This is a genomic window from Sulfitobacter profundi (genome assembly GCF_042661425.1).
Classification (GTDB): domain Bacteria; phylum Pseudomonadota; class Alphaproteobacteria; order Rhodobacterales; family Rhodobacteraceae; genus Sulfitobacter; species Sulfitobacter profundi.
In genome coordinates this window covers 2,894,947-2,912,767 of the sequence record NZ_JBHSWA010000001.1, presented here as the reverse complement: position 1 = coordinate 2,912,767, position 17,821 = coordinate 2,894,947, and the positions used below count along the sequence as shown (strand labels likewise).

10 protein-coding genes and 5 pseudogenes are annotated in these 17,821 nt (G+C 61.8%); 8 read left to right on the top strand and 7 right to left on the bottom strand.

The genetic code is table 11. From position 1 onward, the window contains the following. Positions 1–60 precede the first annotated feature (60 nt). The gene (locus ACFQAU_RS15150; protein ID WP_067262054.1) at positions 61–813 is read left to right on the top strand and encodes a DUF502 domain-containing protein; all 753 of its coding nucleotides are present in this window, start codon (positions 61–63) and stop codon (positions 811–813) included. Here ACFQAU_RS15150 and ACFQAU_RS15145 read toward each other — a convergent pair. Both ACFQAU_RS15145 and ACFQAU_RS15140 read right to left on the bottom strand, forming a co-directional pair. Further along, positions 793–1,825, bottom strand: a pseudogene (locus ACFQAU_RS15145) (patatin-like phospholipase family protein). The gene ACFQAU_RS15150 and the pseudogene ACFQAU_RS15145 overlap by 21 nt on opposite strands. A gap of 5 nt (positions 1,826–1,830) precedes the next feature. Then, positions 1,831–2,603, bottom strand: a pseudogene (locus ACFQAU_RS15140) (3-hydroxybutyrate dehydrogenase). Between the two features lie 412 nt (positions 2,604–3,015). Here ACFQAU_RS15140 and ACFQAU_RS15135 point away from each other — a divergent pair. Further along, a pseudogene (locus tag ACFQAU_RS15135) lies at positions 3,016–4,745 on the top strand (extracellular solute-binding protein). Here ACFQAU_RS15135 and ACFQAU_RS15130 read toward each other — a convergent pair. Then, positions 4,734–5,356 (bottom strand): annotated as a pseudogene (locus ACFQAU_RS15130) (helix-turn-helix domain-containing protein). The pseudogenes ACFQAU_RS15135 and ACFQAU_RS15130 overlap by 12 nt on opposite strands. Before the next feature lie 102 nt (positions 5,357–5,458). Between ACFQAU_RS15130 and ACFQAU_RS15125 the strand changes: the two are divergent. Beyond that, positions 5,459–6,103 (top strand): DsbA family oxidoreductase, encoded by a 645-nt coding sequence (locus ACFQAU_RS15125; protein WP_067628143.1) that lies wholly within the window; start codon positions 5,459–5,461, stop codon positions 6,101–6,103. A gap of 148 nt (positions 6,104–6,251) precedes the next feature. After that, entirely contained in the window at positions 6,252–7,457 is a 1,206-nt protein-coding gene (locus ACFQAU_RS15120) for a multidrug effflux MFS transporter (RefSeq protein WP_206054265.1), read from the top strand. Between the two features lie 18 nt (positions 7,458–7,475). Here ACFQAU_RS15120 and mfd read toward each other — a convergent pair whose 3' ends face one another. Together mfd and ACFQAU_RS15110 are read right to left on the bottom strand one after the other, a co-directional pair. After that, positions 7,476–10,946 (bottom strand): transcription-repair coupling factor, encoded by a 3,471-nt coding sequence (gene mfd, locus ACFQAU_RS15115; protein ID WP_132443319.1) that lies wholly within the window; start codon positions 10,944–10,946, stop codon positions 7,476–7,478. A 31-nt stretch (positions 10,947–10,977) separates the two neighbouring features. After that, positions 10,978–11,505 (bottom strand): component of SufBCD complex, encoded by a 528-nt coding sequence (locus ACFQAU_RS15110; RefSeq protein ID WP_120351165.1) that lies wholly within the window; start codon positions 11,503–11,505, stop codon positions 10,978–10,980. A gap of 119 nt (positions 11,506–11,624) precedes the next feature. Here ACFQAU_RS15110 and hemB point away from each other — a divergent pair, with 119 nt between their 5' ends. Both hemB and ACFQAU_RS15100 read left to right on the top strand, forming a co-directional pair. Continuing rightward, the gene (gene hemB, locus ACFQAU_RS15105) at positions 11,625–12,629 is read left to right on the top strand and encodes a porphobilinogen synthase (protein WP_132443318.1); all 1,005 of its coding nucleotides are present in this window, start codon (positions 11,625–11,627) and stop codon (positions 12,627–12,629) included. Positions 12,630–12,755: 126 nt separating this feature from the next. Next, positions 12,756–13,322: a lipid-binding SYLF domain-containing protein gene (locus ACFQAU_RS15100; protein ID WP_067628155.1), complete on the top strand. Its 567-nt coding sequence runs from the start codon at positions 12,756–12,758 to the stop codon at positions 13,320–13,322. A 76-nt stretch (positions 13,323–13,398) separates the two neighbouring features. Here the strand turns inward: ACFQAU_RS15100 and ACFQAU_RS15095 are convergent, their stop codons facing one another. Beyond that, positions 13,399–14,271 (bottom strand): NAD(P)-dependent oxidoreductase, encoded by an 873-nt coding sequence (locus ACFQAU_RS15095; protein ID WP_132443317.1) that lies wholly within the window; start codon positions 14,269–14,271, stop codon positions 13,399–13,401. Positions 14,272–14,367: 96 nt separating this feature from the next. Between ACFQAU_RS15095 and ACFQAU_RS15090 the strand changes: the two genes are divergently transcribed. Both ACFQAU_RS15090 and ACFQAU_RS15085 read left to right on the top strand, forming a co-directional pair. After that, positions 14,368–16,836, top strand: a complete 2,469-nt coding sequence (locus tag ACFQAU_RS15090; RefSeq protein ID WP_120351167.1) for a penicillin acylase family protein — start codon at positions 14,368–14,370, stop codon at positions 16,834–16,836. After that, positions 16,833–17,398, top strand: a pseudogene (locus tag ACFQAU_RS15085) (pseudouridine synthase). The gene ACFQAU_RS15090 and the pseudogene ACFQAU_RS15085 overlap by 4 nt, the downstream one beginning before the upstream one ends. Here the strand turns inward: ACFQAU_RS15085 and ACFQAU_RS15080 are convergent. Then, complete coding sequence (locus tag ACFQAU_RS15080) at positions 17,395–17,796, bottom strand: DUF2177 family protein (RefSeq protein WP_132443316.1); 402 nt, start codon at positions 17,794–17,796, stop codon at positions 17,395–17,397. The pseudogene ACFQAU_RS15085 and the gene ACFQAU_RS15080 sit on opposite strands and share 4 nt — an antisense overlap. Between the last annotated feature and the right edge of the window lie 25 nt (positions 17,797–17,821).

Sequence of the window (17,821 nt, the reverse complement as noted above, 5' to 3'; positions counted from 1 at the left end):
TGCCGGGCCGGGGCATACGCCTTAGCTATGTTGCGATTAACTCTTCGGAAAACGGCGCAGATGAACACACCTTTTGATCCCGACCCAACGCAGGTCCGGCGCAGCCTTGTCGCAAGGCTGCGCGCGTCTTTCCTGACCGGGTTGGTTGTGATTGCGCCCGTTGGGCTGACCATCTGGCTGATCTGGAGCGTGGTCGGCTGGATCGACGGTTTCGTGCTGCCATTGGTGCCCAAAGCCTACCATCCTGACCGCCTACTCCAAGATTTCCTTGGCCTTGACCCGTCGATGCAATTCAACGTGCGCGGCCTTGGGGTGGTGATCTTTTTGATCTTCACCGTCATGGTGGGCTGGGCTGCGAAAGGGCTGATCGGGCGTTCAATGATCCGTTTTGCCGAAAGTCTGGTGGAACGCACCCCCGTGGTGCGGACGATCTACTCCGGCATCAAACAGATCTCCGAGACGATCTTTGCCCAGTCCGAGCGGAGCTTTGAGACCGCCTGCCTGATCGAATACCCCCGGCGCGGCATCTGGGCGCTTGGCTTTATCTCGACCGAAGCCAAGGGAGAGGTCTTGGCCCGCACAAATGCAGGGGGCGAGATGCTCTCGGTCTTTCTACCGACCACACCAAACCCGACCTCAGGCTTTCTGCTCTTCCTGCCGCGCGAAGATGTGATCGAACTCGACATGAGTGTCGAAGACGCGGCGAAGCTGGTGATCTCTGCCGGACTGGTCTATCCGCCGCGCCCCGGTGCCGATCTGCCCGAGGCGCTGGCGCTGTCAGACCCCGAAAACTCAGCCGAACATCGCGGGTAGATCAACGCTGCTGCGCTGGTTCAGATCGTCAAAGTGGTCGGTCAAGAACTGATCCGCCGCCGCCACACCCGCCTCATGCAGCGCCCTGATCACCGCTGGGTTCGGCATCAGCTTGGTGGCCACCGAAAGCTGCGCCATCAGCGCGTCATCGGCGATCATATGCATGTGGACCCGCTTCATCCGCCCCTCTGGCAGGGTGCCATCCGCGATCAGGCGCTGGACGAAATCAATCGCACGCATCTCTCGCAAGAGGCTGGAATTAAAGCTGATCTCATTGATACGGTTCTGGATTTGCTGGGGCGTTGTCGGCAGGTCTTCACGCTCTAGCGGGTTGATGTTCACCACCACGATGTCTTCGGGCAGGTCATCGCGGAACAGCGGAAACAGCGCCGGGTTCCCGGTATAGCCACCGTCCCAAAACGCTTCGCGTTGGCCGGTCTGGGCATCGTCAATCTCAACCGCCTTAAAGATCGTCGGCAGACAAGCCGAGGCCAGCAGCGCGGCAGGGCCGATCTCATCTCCCTCGAACACTCTGATCTTGCCGTTGCGCACCCGTGTGGCGCAGACAAAGAAAAACGGCGGCTTATGCGCGCCTACCTTGCCGTAGTCGAACCGCGCCACGACATCTTCGAGCGGATTGCGATAGAACGGGCCGTAGGCATAGGGCGACACAACCCGCGTCAGCGAGTCTGAGATCGCCATGGGCAGGGAGTATTCCATCGCCTGACTGAGCTTATCCAACCCAAAAGGCGCCAGCCAATGCGACAGCCGCAGGTCGGAAATGCCCGACACCTGCGTCCAGAGCCAATCAAGGTTTTCCCGCGCGCCCTCGCACCCGCCCGAGATCATCCCCGATTTCAGCGCCGCGCCATTCAGCGCCCCGGCAGACGTGCCGGAGATGCCGCAGATCTCAAGATCGTCCTGTTGCAACAGCCGATCCAACACCCCCAAGTGAAAGCGCCATGCGCGCCGCCCCTTGGAGGGCGAGGTTAATGCGTTTTTTGACCGCCACGGCGCTTACAACGCTGTCCAGCCGCCATCGACGCTGATGGTCGTGCCGGTGATCTGGGCCGCCGCGTCAGAGCAGAGAAACGTCGCCGTGCCGCCCATCTGCTCAACGGTTGCAAATTCACGCGAAGGCTGGCGCGTGAGCATGACCTGCTCGATCACCTCCTCGCGGCTCATGTCGTATTCCTTCATCGTGTCGGGGATCTGCTTCTCGACGATCGGGGTCAGCACATAGCCCGGGCAAATCGCGTTGCAGGTGATCGGCTCTTTCGCCGTCTCCAGCGCCGTGGTCTTGCTGAGGCCGACAATCCCATGTTTTGCGGCGATATAGGCCGATTTATAGGGCGAGGCCGTCAAGCCATGCGCCGAGGCGATGTTGATCACCCGGCCCCACCCCGCCTTGCGCATCATCGGCAGCGCTTCGGCAGTGGTGTGAAAGGCCGACGACAGGTTAATCGCGATAATCGCATCCCATTTCTCGGCCGGAAACTCAGGGATCGGAGCCACGTGTTGGATGCCCGCATTGTTCACCAGGATGTCACAGGTCCCGGCTTCGGCGATCAAACGCCGACACTCCGCCCCTTGGACATATCCGCCTTGATGTACCGGGCCGTTACGTTGCATTCCTCGGCCATCTTCTGCGCCAAGGCATGATCCGCCTCGTCATCGGTAAAAGAGTTCAACACGATATCGGCCCCGGCCCGCGCCAATTCCCAGGCGATGCCCAGTCCGATTCCAGAATTCGATCCGGTGATGACGGCTGTTTTGCCGGACAGGTCGATGGTGAAAGCCATGGCGCGTCTCCTTGTTCATGCTGCGACTGCATCATGTACTGCGGCGGCGGCAAAGGGAAAGGGTTTGCGCGCGAAACCGCCAAGGAAGGGAGGCGGCACGCAATAGGCCAAAAAAACGCCCGCACGAGGCGGGCGTAAGTTATTGAGGCAGGTTTCATACAGGCAAGAAACCTATCGAGCAGTGACCTCTGTATACGCAATCTACGGCCACAATCCAAGCTAAAAGTTTGATAAGGCGGGAATCCGCGGGTATGGATTAACTCCAACAAAATAAGGGCAGATCGTGATTGTTTCAAAAATGAGCTGGGATTTTTTCTCGACAACACGGGGCGTTGCGGCGCTTTCTTCACTGATTCTGCTCTCTGGCGCGGCTGGGGCGGCCCCTCAGCATGGAATCGCCATGTACGGCGACCCGGCCCTGCCCGCCGATTTTGCCGCCCTGCCTTATGTAAACCCCGAGGCCCCCAAGGGGGCGAGATCGTTCTGGGCAATACCGGGGGATTCGACAGCCTTAACCCCTTCGTGCGCAAAGGCACCGCGCCTTGGCAGCTGCCGCATTTCACCCATGAGACTTTGATGGGGCGTTCATGGGACGAACCCTTTGCGCTTTATGGGCTGCTGGCCGAGACGATCGAAGTGCCCGATGACCGTTCGTGGGTTGAGTTCACCCTGCGCGAAGAGGCGCGGTTTTCCGATGGCAGCCCGGTCACGGTCGAGGATGTGATCTTTTCTTTCGATCTGCTGGGCACTGAGGGCCACCCCCGCTACCACGGACTGCGCCAACAGATTGAAAGCATCGAACAGACCGGTCCGCGCAGCCTGCGGATGACCTTTGACAGCGACAACCGTGAGCTTGTCCTGCTCGCCGGGATGCGCCCCATCCTCAGCAAAGCGCAGTGGGAGGGGCAGGACTTTGCCAATGCCCCCTTGACCGAAATACCACTAGGAACGGGGCCTTACGTCATCAGCGACTATCAGGCGGGGCGCCATGTCACGCTGACGCGCAACCCTGACTACTGGGGCGCCGATGTCCCCTTTCGGCAAGGCACGCATAACTATGATGAAGTGAAAATCGACTTCTACGGCGATGCCAGCGTGTTGTTTGAGGCGTTCAAGGCGGGCCAAATTTCGGCCGTGCGCGAATTCAACGCCGAGACTTGGGCCACGCAATACGACTTCCCGGCGATCAGTCAGGGCGAGGTGGTGAAATCCAGCTTTCCGCACAGCAAACCCTCGGGCATGACGGGCTTTGTGATGAATTCCCGCCGCGCGCCCTTTGACGATTGGCGGGTGCGCGACGCGCTGATCTCGGCCTTTAACTTTGAGTATATCAACGAGACGCTGACTGGCGGTGCCCTGCCCCGGATCACCTCCTATTTCTCAAACTCCGACCTTGCCATGCGCGATGGCCCGGCGACGGGCCGGGTCTTTGACCTGCTGGCCGATTACGCCGACACGCTGCCGCCGGGCACGGTGGATGGCTATCGGCTGCCGGTGGCCGATGGCTCTGTCCGCAACCGCGCGGGCATCCGTGCCGCGATGCAGCAACTTAATGCCGCAGGCTATCAGGCCGAAGGCGGCGTCATGCGCCGGGCGGATGGCACGCCGCTGACATTTACCATTCTTCTGTCGAAGGGAAGCCGTGAAAACCTAGCGATTGCAGAGCTTTACACGCAGGCACTAAAGCGGCTCGGGATCACAGCGCAGATTGAAACGGTTGATGACGCGCAATTCGTGGCGCGTCAGAACGAATATGACTTCGACATGACCACCTTCCGCCGCGCCCTATCGCTCAGCCCCGGCACAGAGCAGCGTTTCTATTGGGGGTCAGAGGCCGCCGACCTGCCCGGCACGCGCAACCTGATGGGCGTGCGCTCTCCGGCGGTGGATGCGATGATCAACCAGATGCTGCAGGCCCGCGAGACAGCGGATTTCGTCGCCGCCACCCGCGCGCTTGACCGTATCCTGACCGCCGGGCGCTATGTCATTCCGTTCTGGCAGTTCGACGAGGGGCTGATCGCCCATGACGCGCGCATGGCTTACCCTGACACGATCCCGCTCTACGGCGACGGGCCGAACTTCATGCCCGAGGTCTGGTGGTGGGAACCGGCAGAGAATTCAGACCAGTGAGGTCACCCAGAGGATCGTCGCATCCTCATCGCTGAGCGAGACGACATTGTGCCCCATGGTGGCGTCGTAATAGGCGCTATCGCCCCGGCGCATGTCGACGGGTTCATAGAACTCGGTAAAAAGCCGCACCATGCCGGTCAGCACATAGAGGAATTCCTCGCCGTCATGGCGCACCCAGCCGTCGAACTCCTCCATCCGGCGCGCGCGGATGCGGGCACGGTAGGGCAGCATCTGTTTCTTGCGCAGGGCGTCGGCCAGCAGAACATGCTCATAGGTGCCGGTGGCCTTGGCCGCGCCCTCTTCGGCGCGGGTCACGGCCATGCGGCCGGTGATCTTTTCCCCGCAGGCGGGGTGAACAACTGCGGCACCGTGATCTCCAACCCCACGGCGAGCTTTTTCAGCGCGTCATAGGTGGGCGACATCAGCCCGTTTTCGATCTTGCTAAGGGTTGAGCGCGCCAGCCCGGCCTGCCGCGCCGCCTGCTCCAACGTCCAGTTGCGCGCCTTGCGCAGTTCGCGCACCCGCGCACCAAGGTCGACCGGCGGGGCGGTCTCGCTCGCGCCGCTTTCGCGGGCGATCTGGATCATGGAACGGGGCGGCGTGTCTGTCATGGACCTGCTATAGCCGCGCCCAAAGGCGCTTGCAACGCTGCCCGCTTGCGATACCCGCCCCGGCCCGCTATGCCCATTGCGCAGCAATAGATGGGGTTTACCATGGCCGAAGCGATCAAACTCGATATCATGTCAGACCCGATCTGCCCATGGTGCTATATCGGCAAGGCGCATCTGGACCGCGCATTGCAGGATCACCCCAACCATCCCTTCGCCATCGAATGGCACCCTTTCCAACTGAACCCCGAGATGCCGCGCGAGGGCATGGACCGTCGCGCCTATCTAGAAGGCAAGTTCGGCGGCAAAGAGGGCGCCGTACGCGCCTATGCACCGGTCGTGGAACATGCCGAAAAGGCCGGTCTGAACATCAACTTCGAGGCCATGCAGCGCACGCCCAACACGTTGGACGCGCACCGTCTGATCCATTGGGCCGGGATCGAAGGCCGCCAAACCGCCGCCGTCTCCGCGCTTTTCAAAGCCTATTTCGTCGAGGCCCGCGACATCGGCGATGCCGAAGTGCTGGCCGATATCGCCGATAGCATTGAGATGGACGCCGCCGTGGTCACCCGCTTGCTGAAATCCGATGTCGACGCGCAGGACATTCGCGACCGCGATGCCCATAGCCGCAAGATGGGGGTGAACTCCGTGCCGACGTTCATCATCGCGAATGCCCATGCGGTGCCGGGTGCACAGCCGCCCGAGCTATGGGCGCAGGTCATTGCCGATCTGACCAAACAGCAGAGCTAAACAGGGCGGCAATCATTGCCAAGTTAAGCGTTCTCAATTATCGAGAGCGCAACCACAAGTTATTCCCTGAAGCCTGCCCAGACGGATCCGCCGTTCGGGACAATCGCCGGAGCGCGCGTTCGTGACCACCGAAAATCCAAAATTCTCCATGGGGCGGATCGAATTCGTCGCCCTCATCGCGATGATGACCGCCACCATCGCCTTTTCCATTGATGCGATGCTGCCCGCCCTGCCCGAGATCGCGGCAGAACTCTCGCCCGAGATCGCCCACCGCGCCCCGCTGATCCTCACGTCCTTCGTGCTGGGCATGGGGTTGGGCACGTTCTTTAGCGGGCCGTTGTCGGATGCATTCGGGCGCCGCAACGTGGTCTTTGGCGGCGCGGCACTTTATTCGGTGTCGGCCTTCGTCGCATGGATGAGCAACTCACTGGAAGTCATGCTCGTGGCCCGTATCTTTCAGGGGCTCGGCGCTTCTGGCCCCCGCGTGGTGGCCGTGGCGATCATCCGTGACCTCTATGCCGGGCGCGAGATGGCGCGGATCATGTCGGTGGTGATGATGGTCTTCGCACTGGTGCCAGCAATGGCCCCGATGCTGGGCGCGGGGATCATTCACACAGCGGGCTGGCGCGCGATCTTCATCGCTTTCATGGCGTTTTCGATCATCTCGGTGGTCTGGATGGGCCTGCGCCTGCCCGAAACACTGCCGCGGGAAAACCGTCGTCCCCTGCGTGCGCGGCTGATTATTGGCGCAGTACGCGAGTTGGTCGGACACCGCACGGTGCGCCTGTCGATCCTCGTGCAATCGCTAGCCTTGGCGATGCTATTTTCGATGATCATGCTGGTGCAGCCGATCTATGACACCGTCTATGGCCGGGGTGAAAGCTTCCCGCTCTGGTTCGGCGGCATTGCCGTTGTGGCGGCCAGCGCCAGCCTGATCAATGCGCTGCTGGTCGTGCGCTATGGCATGCGCCGATTGGTGAGCATCGCCTTTGGCTTTCAAATCCTGCTGTCGGGTGCCATGTATTTCCTGAACCTCGGCGCCCTGCCCGACCCTTACGGCTTTGCCGCCTTTGTGTTCTTCCAGACCTGCCTGTTCTTCCAAGCGGGGCTGACGCTGGGCAACCTCAATGCCATCGCGATGGAGCCGATGGGCCATATTGCGGGCATGGCCGCCTCGGTCGTGGGGGCGATTTCAACTGTGCTGGCCGCGCTCATCGCCTCGCCCGTGGGGTTGATGTTCGACGGCACGACCAAGCCATTGGCGCTGGCGATGCTGCTCATGGCCATCGGGGCTTACGCTCTGATGCTCTATATGGGGCGGATGGAAAACCGACAGCCGGCGGCGGCGGAATAACCGCCGCCCTTTCGGGGCTTAGCCCTTTGCCTTGGCCTTTTTCGCAGTCTTTTCTTTGGCGATCACATGTTCGGCCAAATCGCGTGCAATGGCAAAGGCGCCTTTGATCTTGTCGGCATCCGTCTTCCAATCCCGGCGCACGACGATCTTGTTGTCCTTGACCTTGGCCAGCCCACGCTGGTCTTGAATGAACTGCACCAGCCCCTCGGGCGAGGCGAATTTGTCATTGTGGAACTGGATCGTCGCGCCCTTCGGCCCACCATCGAGCTTGGCGATCCCGGCGCGTTTGCACATCGCCTTGATCCGCACCACCAGCATCAGGGTGTTCACCTCTTTCGGCAGCTTGCCAAAACGGTCGATCAATTCGGCGGCAAAGCCTTCGAGTTCCACCTTAGTTGAGAGCTCGCTGAGGCGGCGGTAGAGGCCAAGACGCACATCGAGGTCAGGCACGTAGTCCTCAGGAATGAGCACCGGCACGCCAAGGTTGATCTGCGGTGCCCATTGCTCGTCGGCCTCGCTGAGGCCCTCCATCTCGCCCGCCTTGATCTTGGCAATCGCCTCTTCCAGCATGGACTGGTAAAGCTCAAAGCCCACATCGCGCATCTGGCCGGATTGCTCTTCGCCGAGCAGGTTGCCCGCCCCGCGAATATCAAGGTCTTGGCTGGCCAAGGTGAAGCCCGCGCCAAGCGTATCAAGGCTGCCCAACACCCGCAGACGTTTCTGCGCCGTATCCGTCAGCTTCGCGCGCGGCTTGGTGGTCAGATAGGCATAAGCCCGGGTTTTCGAGCGGCCCACGCGGCCCCTGATTTGATACAGTTGCGCAAGGCCGAACATATCGGCGCGGTGCACGACCATGGTGTTGGCCGTAGGAATGTCGAGGCCGGATTCAACGATCGTCGTTGCCAGCAGAATGTCGAATTTGCCATCATAAAAGGCGTTCATCCGGTCATCCAATTCCCCCGGTGCCATCTGACCGTGGGCGACGACGTAGGAGAGTTCCGGCAGCTGCGCCTGAAGGAAATCTTCGATCTCTGGCAGATCGCTCAGGCGGGGCACCACATAGAAACTCTGCCCGCCCCGATAATGCTCACGCAGCAGCGCCTCGCGGATGGTAACCGCGTCGAACTCGCTCACATAGGTGCGGATCGAGAGGCGGTCGACGGGCGGCGTGCCGATGATCGACAGATCGCGCACGCCCGTCAGCGACAGTTGCAACGTGCGGGGAATCGGTGTGGCGGTCAGGGTCAGCACGTGGATATCGGTGCGCAGGGATTTGAGCCGTTCCTTGTGAGTCACGCCGAAATGCTGCTCTTCGTCGATCACCAGCAGGCCGAGGTCCTTGAACCGGATGCCTTTGGCCAGCAGCGCATGGGTGCCGATGACGATATCGACCGTTCCCTTAGCCATCCCATCGCGCGTCGCCGCTGCCTCTTTGGCCGAGACAAAGCGGCTGAGTTGGCGCACTTCGATCGGGAAGCCGCGAAAGCGTTCGGCAAAGCTTTTGTAGTGCTGCCGGGCGAGCAGTGTCGTAGGCGCGATCACCGCCACCTGAACACCCGACATCGCCGCAACAAAAGCCGCCCGCATCGCAACTTCGGTTTTACCAAAGCCCACATCGCCGCAAACCAGACGGTCCATCGGATTGCCGCTGGTCAGATCATCCACCACGTCGGCAATGGCGCGCAGCTGGTCGTCGGTCTCCGTATAGGGGAACCGGGCGGAGAAGGCATCCCACATGCCCGGTGGCGGGTCGAGCACCGGCGCTTTGCGCAGCGCGCGTTCGGCGGCAATGCGGATGAGCTTGTCCGCCATCTCGCGGATACGCTCTTTGAGTTTGGCCTTTTTCGACTGCCACGCGCCACCGCCGAGCTTGTCCAGCAGCCCTTCGTCATGCCCATAACGCGACAGCAGTTCGATGTTCTCAACGGGCAAGTAAAGCTTTGATTGCTCGGCATATTCCAGAACGAGGCATTCATGGGCAGCACCTGCGGCGGTGACCACCTCCATCCCGTGATAGCGGCCGATGCCGTGGTCGACGTGAACCACCAGATCGCCGGGGCTGAGGCTTTGGGCCTCGGTCAGGAAATTCTCGGCCCGGCGTTTGCGTTTCGGCGCACGGATCAATCGGTCGCCCAGCACGTCCTGCTCGGAAATCACCGTCATCCCCGGCGCTTCAAAGCCGTGCTCCAGCGCCCAAACGGCCAGATGCAGCCCGCGTTTGCCGATCCGCGAGGCATCCGCCACCGGGATCGCTTCGGCCAACCCTTCGTCTTCTATCAGCCCCGTCAGGCGTTCGCGTGCGCCTTCGGAATAGCTGGCGATCAGCACCGGCCCTACTTCAAGCTTTGCTTTAATATGCGCAGCCAAAGCACCGAAAAGACTGACCGATTCCTGCTGTCGTTCGGGCGAGAAGTTGCGCCCGATCCGCGCACCTGCGTCCAACACGCCCGGCCCAGTGGGCTGCGGCAATGGGTTGAACTGGATAACCCGTTTCCCAATCAACGCCTCGTTCCAAGCGTCGTCGGTCAGATATAGCCCTTCGGGCGGGGCGGGTTTATAGACGCTGTCCATCTTAGACCGCGTCTTCATCGCCAGTTGTCGCGTCTCATATTGGTCGGCGATCGTATCCCACCGCGCGAGGCGCATGGGCGTCAGTTGATCGTCCAGCGTGATCGTGGCTTTGGGCAGGTAATCAAAGAGCGTTTCTAAGTTGTCGTGGAAAAACGCCAGCCAATGCTCTGCGCCCTGATGCTTGCGGCCTGCGCTGATCGCCTCATAAAGTGGATCATCAGTGCCCGCCGCGCCGAATTCGATGCGGTAGTTCTGCCGGAAGCGGGTGATTGCCGCGTCATCCAAGATGACCTCGCTGACCGGGGCCAGTTCCACCAGATCAAGCTTTTCCGTCGTCCGCTGCGTCGCCGGATCAAACCGCCGCGCACCGTCCAGCACGTCACCGAAAAGATCAAGCCTTACCGGGCCAAGATCACCGGGCGGGTAGATATCGATGATGCCGCCGCGCACGGCGTAATCGCCCGGCTCCATCACCGTGGGGCTTTGCACAAAGCCCATCCGCACTAGAAAGTGGCGCAGGGCTTTTTCATCTATACGGCTGCCCACCCGTGCCGCAAAGGCCGCGTCGCGCAATGTATCCCGCGCAGGGATACGTTGGCTGGCCGCGTTCAGCGTCGTCAGCAGAACGAATTGATCCGGCATCCCATGCACCAACGCCGCCAACGTCGCCATGCGCTGTGCCGAAATATCGGCGTTGGGCGACACCCGGTCATAGGGCAGGCAATCCCAACTGGGAAAGGTGAACACCGGCATATCAGGCGCGTAAAAGCGCAAGGCGGCCTGCATCGCGGCCATGCGTTTGTCATCGCGCGCCACATGGGCCACCGGCTGGCCGCCCTTGGCGATTTCATCAAGAATGGCGCGGGCATCAAAGCCTTCGGGAACGCCGGAGAGGGTGATATTACGCGGATCGTTCATCGGGTCTCAATTGGGCCTCACGGGGGGCCTGTCAACCCGCCAGCGGGCCAATGCTTAGATTTTGATACATTCCCCAAAGCGCGGTCACGAAGATCGAGAACATGCCGATGATCTGGGTATAAAGCCGGTGCCGCATCAGGCGCCGCTGCAACACGTCGCCGGTGGAGCCTTCGATGCGGATGAGCCGCGCGGTCGACAGGCTCAGCAGCCCGACCAGCGACATGGGGAACCCCAGCAGCAGCAGGGCTTGGGCGAATTCGATGGCATAGACGAACCCCAAAAGCACCAGAGAGGTCAGCGCGAAAAAACCCAGCCCCAAGAGCCAAAGCCCCGAGACCTGCGAGATATAGAGCAGCCGGTTCACGTTGATCCGCACGATGTCTTCGAGATCGGCCTGCGCCTCGCCCCCATAACGTCGGGCGCGCAGCACCATGTCAAAGGGCACGCCCAATACCCAATGGCTTGCGGTCGACCACATCACAGCCAGCGCGATCCAGAACCACAGGTTCGAGAAAGAGCGCATGTCAATCATTTCGAAAAGGGTCTGGTACCAGTCCAAGGCGTGCTCGTCCGAAATTTAAGTTCGCATCTCTTAGCGGTCCGGCGCGACAATTCATAGGGTTGAGGCGTTCAAAAATACATGGCAAGCCCATGCCAAGCCATTCTGAGGTAATTTTGATGCAACCCGTCCACGCCCCCTTCCCCGCCACGCGCCTGCGCCGCACCCGTGCCAACGCCGGTATCCGCGCGCTGGTGCGCGAGAATGACCTGCAACTGGGCGATCTGATCTGGCCGGTTTTCGTGCGCGAAGGCGAAGGCGTGGAAGAACCGATCCCCTCCATGCCCGGGGTCATGCGCCGCTCGGTCGACACGCTGGTCGCGGCGGTGCGCGAGGCGGCCGATCTCGGCATCGGTACGGTCTGTGTCTTTCCCTATACCGGCCCCGAGGACCGGACCGAGGATTGCGCCCGCGCCTGGGATCCGCAAAACGCGACCAACCGCGCCATCGCGGCGATCAAAGAGGCCATACCGCAGATGGTGGTGATGACAGATGTCGCGTTGGACACCTATAACATCAACGGCCACGATGGTTTTGTCGAAAACGGCATCATCGTGAATGACCGCACGGTTGAGGCGCTGGTCAAGATGGCGCTGGCCCAAGCCGAAGCGGGTGCCGATATCATCGGACCGTCGGACATGATGGACGGGCGCATCGGCGCAATCCGTGACGCCCTTGAGCAGGCCGGGCATCATGACGTGATGATCCTGAGCTATGCCGCCAAATACGCCAGCGCCTTTTACGGCCCGTTCCGCGATGCGGTGGGTGCCTCTTCGGCCCTGACCGGCGACAAAAAGACCTATCAGATGGATCCCGCCAACAGCGACGAAGCCCTGCGGCTGGTGGCGCGCGACCTGTCGGAAGGCGCGGATATGGTCATGGTCAAACCCGGCATGCCTTACCTTGATATCTGCCGCCGCGTGAAAGACGCCTTTGGCGCGCCGACCTTCGCCTATCAGGTCTCGGGAGAATACAGCATGATCCGGGGCGCGGCGGACCAAGGGTGGATCGACGGCGAACGCGCAATGATGGAGAGCATTTTGGCCTTTAAGCGCGCGGGTTGTGATGGGGTGCTAACCTACTTTGCCCCCGATGTTGCCCGGCTTTTGGCCAAAAGCGCGTGACCTAAGGGCGTAAATCTGCGCAAAGGGTCCAACCGACATGACAAAGCGCGTGATTATGCGTAATCTCGCGCATAAGTCGGGAAAACCGGCAGCAGGCAATCGATCTTGAACATACAGGCAGAAAAGATGAGCAATCAGACATATAACCGGCGCTTTGTGACTTTGGGCGCCCTTACGGCCCTTGGCGCAACCGCGGCTTGCGGCAACGGCGTGGGCGGACGGGGCGGCGCCATGATCGACGCGCGCGTCGATGCGACCCTGGCCGAGATGTACCGCGGCTATCCCAACACCCGGCAGTTGGCCGAAAAAGCCAATGGCATGCTGGTCATGCCGCTGGTGACCGAAGCGGGCCTTGGCTTTGGCGGCGCTTACGGGCGCGGCGCGTTACGCGTCAACGACGTGACGGTGGACTACTACTCGGTGACCAAAGCTTCGGGCGGCTTGCAGATTGGCGCGCAGCAATATGCGCATGTGCTGTTCTTCATGACCGAGCCCGCGCTGCGCGAATTCCGCAGCTCGCCGGGTTGGGCGGCTGGCGCCGGTCTGGAATACGTGATCTCCGACAAGGGCGACAGCGTGAGCGCCGATACGACCACTGTCATGGCTCCGGTTCTGGCAGCGGTCTTTGGGCGCGCGGGGCTGCGGATCGGCGCGACACTGGAAGGCACGAAATACACGCGGATCATCCCCTAACGCAGGGTCGACCGATGGTCTTTGAAGGGCAGCGCCAGTTTCATCCGGCGCTGCCCTTTTTCTTTTGCAAACAGCCTTAGCCCATGGCGCGCAGGCGTTTGATCAGGCTCGACGTATCCCAACGCCCGCCGCCCTGCTTTTGCACATCCTTGTAGAACTGATCGACCAGTGCCGTAACCGGCAGGCTGGCCCCTGTCTCATCCGCCGTATCCAGACAGATGCCCAGATCCTTGCGCATCCAATCCACCGCAAAGCCGTGCTCAAACTTGTCGTCGAGCATGGTTTCATAGCGGTTTTCCATTTGCCACGAGCCTGCCGCGCCTTGGCTGATGACCTCAACCACCGCGCGGCCATCGAGGCCCGCCTTCTCGGCGAAATGCAGTGCCTCAGAGAGGCCCTGCACCAGCCCGGCGATGGCGATCTGGTTGCACATCTTGGTCATCTGGCCTGCGCCACTGTCGCCGATGCGGCGGCAAATCTTGGAGTAGACCTCCATGATCGGCAGCGCCCGGTCAAAGGCGCCCTCATCTCCGCCACACATGATCGACAATTGGCCGTTTTCCGCTCCTGCCTGACCACCCGAAATCGGCGCGTCGACAAAGCTCACCTGCGCGTCATCGGCAGCGGCGTAAAGTTCGCGCGTGACGGCCGCTGAAACGGTCGTGTGATCGACAAAGATCGCCCCCGCCGTCATGCCGCCAAAGGCCCCGTCCTCTCCCAGACAGACCGAGCGCAGGTCATCGTCATTGCCAACGCAGGCAATCACGAAATCCGCATCCTTTGCCGCCGCGCGCGGGGTCTTGGCCATGGCGCCGCCATAGGTTTTCACCCAGTCTTCGGCCTTGGCTTCGGTGCGGTTATAGACGGTCACTTCGTGGCCGGCCTTTTGCAGATGCCCCGCCATCGGAGCCCCCATGACCCCCAGTCCCAAAAACGCGAGCTTTGCCATGTGCTTTTCCTTATCATTCAGTTGCGTTATTCCCTGTCACAACACCTACCACCCTGCGCGCTCCGGTCAATCTGCGCGCCAGCCGAGGATCCCCCGATGGCATTGATGTTTCGCTGGCTTATCCGATTGGCGGTGTTTCTCGTCACGTTGAGCGTCGTGGTTTTGCTGCTGGTCTACTGGTTCGCCGCGCGGTCGTTGCCCGACTATGATGATCGGGTTGATGTCCAAGGCGTCAGCGCCCCGGTCGAGATCGTGCGCGACAACGCCAATGTGCCGCATATCTTTGGCGAAACCGACGAAGACGTATTTTATGGCCTTGGCTTCGCCCATGCCCAAGACCGGCTGTGGCAGTTGATCACCCTGCGGCGCACCGCGCAGGGGCGCCTGTCTGAGGTCTTTGGCACCGCCACCGTCACCACCGACAAGCTGATGCGGCGCTATGATATCTACCGTCTTGCCGTGGCGGCCGCAGGTGAGCTTGACCCCGAAACCGACGCGGCACTTGAGGCCTATTCCGCCGGGATCAACGCCCGCCTAGATCAGATCAACACCGAAGCCTTGGGCCGTGGCGCGCCCGAGATGTGGCTTTTCAACGCACCCATGGCCCCGTGGCGGCCCGCCGACTCATTGGCCGTGACCAAGCTGATGGGCCTGCAGATGTCGGGCCACCTAGAGGCCGAAGTGCTGCGCGCACGGGTGTCGTTGGAGTTGAGCGACCAAGACCGCCTGCGCGACATCCTGCCGGATGCGCCGGGCAGCGGGGTCGCCGCCCTGCCTGAATATGCCGCCCTCTTTCCTGACGTGACGACGCGCCACGCCGCAGCGGCCCCGATGGACAGTCACCCGCTGTCGCCATTCAAGCGGCAGGCTTTCGCCGGCGCGTCCAACGCTTGGGCCGCAGCGCCGTCGCGCTCTGCCGCGGGCGGCACGCTTTTGGCCAATGATCCGCACTTGGGGTTCACCGCCCCGGCGATCTGGTATCTGGCCCGGCTGGAGCTTGAGACCGGCGGCGTGATCGGCGGCACTATACCCGGCATGCCCGTGGTCCTGACAGGCCGCAGCGCCGATCTGGGCTGGGGGCTGACCACCGCCTATGTCGACGACCAAGACGTCTATATCGAAGAGCTGAACCCGGAAAACACCGAAGAATACCGCACCCCCGACGGGTTCAAGAAATTCCGCAAACGCTCGTCGATCATCAATATCGCGGATGCCGATCCGATCACCGTTACCCTACGTTGGACCGACAATGGCCCGGTGCTGCCGGGCAGCCATTACAACCTTGGCAGCATCACGCCGCCGGGGCATGTGGCCTCTGTCGCCTCGACCCTCTTTACCGAAGAAGACACCTCGCTTGCCGCCGCGATGAAGGTGATGCGCGCGAAATCGGTGCAGCAGGCGATCAATGCCGCGACCGACTATGTGGCCCCGGCACAGAACCTCACACTGGTGGACCGTGACACCATCGCCATGAAAACCATCGGCGCCATGCCGCGCCGCGATGCCAATCACCAAAGCAAAGGGCGCATGCCCAGTCCCGGTTGGATCGCCGCGAACCGTTGGGACGGCATGTTGCCCTATACCGCCAACCCAGAGTTCATCGCCCCTGCGGGCGGTATCCTTGGCAACACCAACAACAAGACCGTCGATCGCCCCTTTCCCAACCATGTCTCTTTCGTCTGGGGCGACACACAGCGGGTGCAACGCTGGCAGCGGCTGATGCAGAACCGCGAGGTTCATACACGCGACAGTTTCATCGAAGCGCAGCTTGATACGGTCAGCCCCACGGCCCGCGCGCTCTTGCCGCTGATCGGCGCCGAGCTGTGGTTCACCGGAGAGGCCGCGCCCGATGGCACGCCCGAACGCCAACGCCAGCGCGCACTGGATCTGCTGGCAGGCTGGTCGGGTGAAATGAACGAACACCTGCCCGAGCCGCTGATCTATGCCGCATGGATCCGCGCCCTGCAGGACCGTCTTATCCGGGATGAACTGGGGCCATTGGCCGAAGAATTCACCCATATTCAACCGCTCTTCATCGAACGCGCCTTCCGCGATGTGCAAGGCGCCGCGAAATGGTGCGACGTGCGCCAATCCGCGCCAGTAGAGACGTGCCATGACATGGCGCGACTGGCATTGGACGACGCCCTGCTCTGGATCAAAGAGACTTGGGGCACGCAGTTGGAATCCCTCCGCTGGGGCGACGCGCATCAGGCGACCCATGATCACCCCGTCTTGGGCGACGTGCCGCTGCTGCGCTACTTCGTGAACATCCGCCAGTCGACCTCGGGTGGGGACAATACCCTGCAACGGGGGCTGACCCGCGGCACCGGCAAAGACCCATTCTATAATGTGCATGGTGCAGGCTACCGCGGGGTCTATGACTTTGCCGATCCCGACAGTTCGGTCTTTGTCACCTCCACCGGGCAATCGGGGCATTTCCTGTCGCGGCATTACGACGACATGGCGCAACTCTGGCGGCGGGGCGAATATATTCCGATGTCACTCGACGCCGAACTGGCCCGCGCCGCCGCCGTGGGCGTGACACGATTGGAGCCTGCCCAATGACCGCCCGCGTGATCTTGCTGAATAAACCCTACGGCGTGCTGTCGCAATTCACCGACAAAGGCACTGAGGGCAGCACGCGGCCCACACTCTCGGCCTATATCGACGAAAAGGGGTTTTATCCCGCAGGGCGGCTTGATCGCGACAGCGAAGGGCTCTTGGTGCTGACCGACCACGGCCCCCTGCAAGCCCGCATCGCGCATCCCAAGTACAAGCGGCCCAAAACCTATCTGGTACAGGTCGAAGGCACGCCCGATGCCGCGGCCCTTGAGGCGCTGCGCAGGGGGTGGAACTGAAAGACGGCGTTACGAAACCGGCCCAAGTGGATCTGATCGACGCGCCCGAGGCGCTTTGGCCGCGCGACCCGCCCGTGCGTTTTCGCAAGACGGTGCCCGACGCTTGGCTGCGCATCACCATCCGCGAGGGGCGCAACCGGCAAGTGCGGCGCATGACGGCGCATGTGGGGCTGCCCACCCTGCGGCTGATCCGCGCCAGCGTGGGTGATTGGGAACTGGCCGGACTGCAACCCGGCGCATGGCGCTGGTCGACCGAGAATGGCCGCTAGGTCAACGCACGGGTGATCGCCACGCCTGCGGTTGCCGCCGTGCCGGTCAGGACCGACCCCCAGGCGAAGTCTCGCGCCACCATGGCCCATGTCCAATCCTTGAGCGTCGCCAGATTGGTGAACTCATAGGTGCCATAGCCCATCGCGCCGATCAGCAGCGCATTGCCAAAGACCCAAAGGAAAGAATGATCCTGCATCATCGCGGGCCAAGACACGAACCACAGCACCACCGCCACGAAGAAGGCGTAAAAGATCAGCGCCGGGGCGACGCGGAATTCATCCAGCAGCCAGTCTCCGATATCACGCTCAAACACGGGTTTGATGAGATAGGTCAGTCCAAGGTAGTCCAGCCCGAGGAAGATCACGGCGGTTGAGATATAAAGGATGACGAGAGTCATGTGGCGCGCTCCGCAAAAGGTCGTT

Excerpts from the sequence above, each read along its gene's own strand:
- ACFQAU_RS15150 (WP_067262054.1), top strand. The coding sequence starts at position 61 with ATGAACACACCTTTTGATCCCGACCCAACGCAGGTCCGGCGCAGCCTT.
- ACFQAU_RS15125 (WP_067628143.1), top strand. The coding sequence starts at position 5,459 with ATGGCCGAAGCGATCAAACTCGATATCATGTCAGACCCGATCTGCCCA.
- ACFQAU_RS15120 (WP_206054265.1), top strand. The coding sequence starts at position 6,252 with ATGGGGCGGATCGAATTCGTCGCCCTCATCGCGATGATGACCGCCACC.
- mfd (WP_132443319.1), bottom strand. The coding sequence starts at position 10,946 with ATGAACGATCCGCGTAATATCACCCTCTCCGGCGTTCCCGAAGGCTTT.
- hemB (WP_132443318.1), top strand. The coding sequence starts at position 11,625 with ATGCAACCCGTCCACGCCCCCTTCCCCGCCACGCGCCTGCGCCGCACC.
- ACFQAU_RS15100 (WP_067628155.1), top strand. The coding sequence starts at position 12,756 with ATGAGCAATCAGACATATAACCGGCGCTTTGTGACTTTGGGCGCCCTT.
- ACFQAU_RS15095 (WP_132443317.1), bottom strand. The coding sequence starts at position 14,271 with ATGGCAAAGCTCGCGTTTTTGGGACTGGGGGTCATGGGGGCTCCGATG.
- ACFQAU_RS15090 (WP_120351167.1), top strand. The coding sequence starts at position 14,368 with ATGGCATTGATGTTTCGCTGGCTTATCCGATTGGCGGTGTTTCTCGTC.
- ACFQAU_RS15080 (WP_132443316.1), bottom strand. The coding sequence starts at position 17,796 with ATGACTCTCGTCATCCTTTATATCTCAACCGCCGTGATCTTCCTCGGG.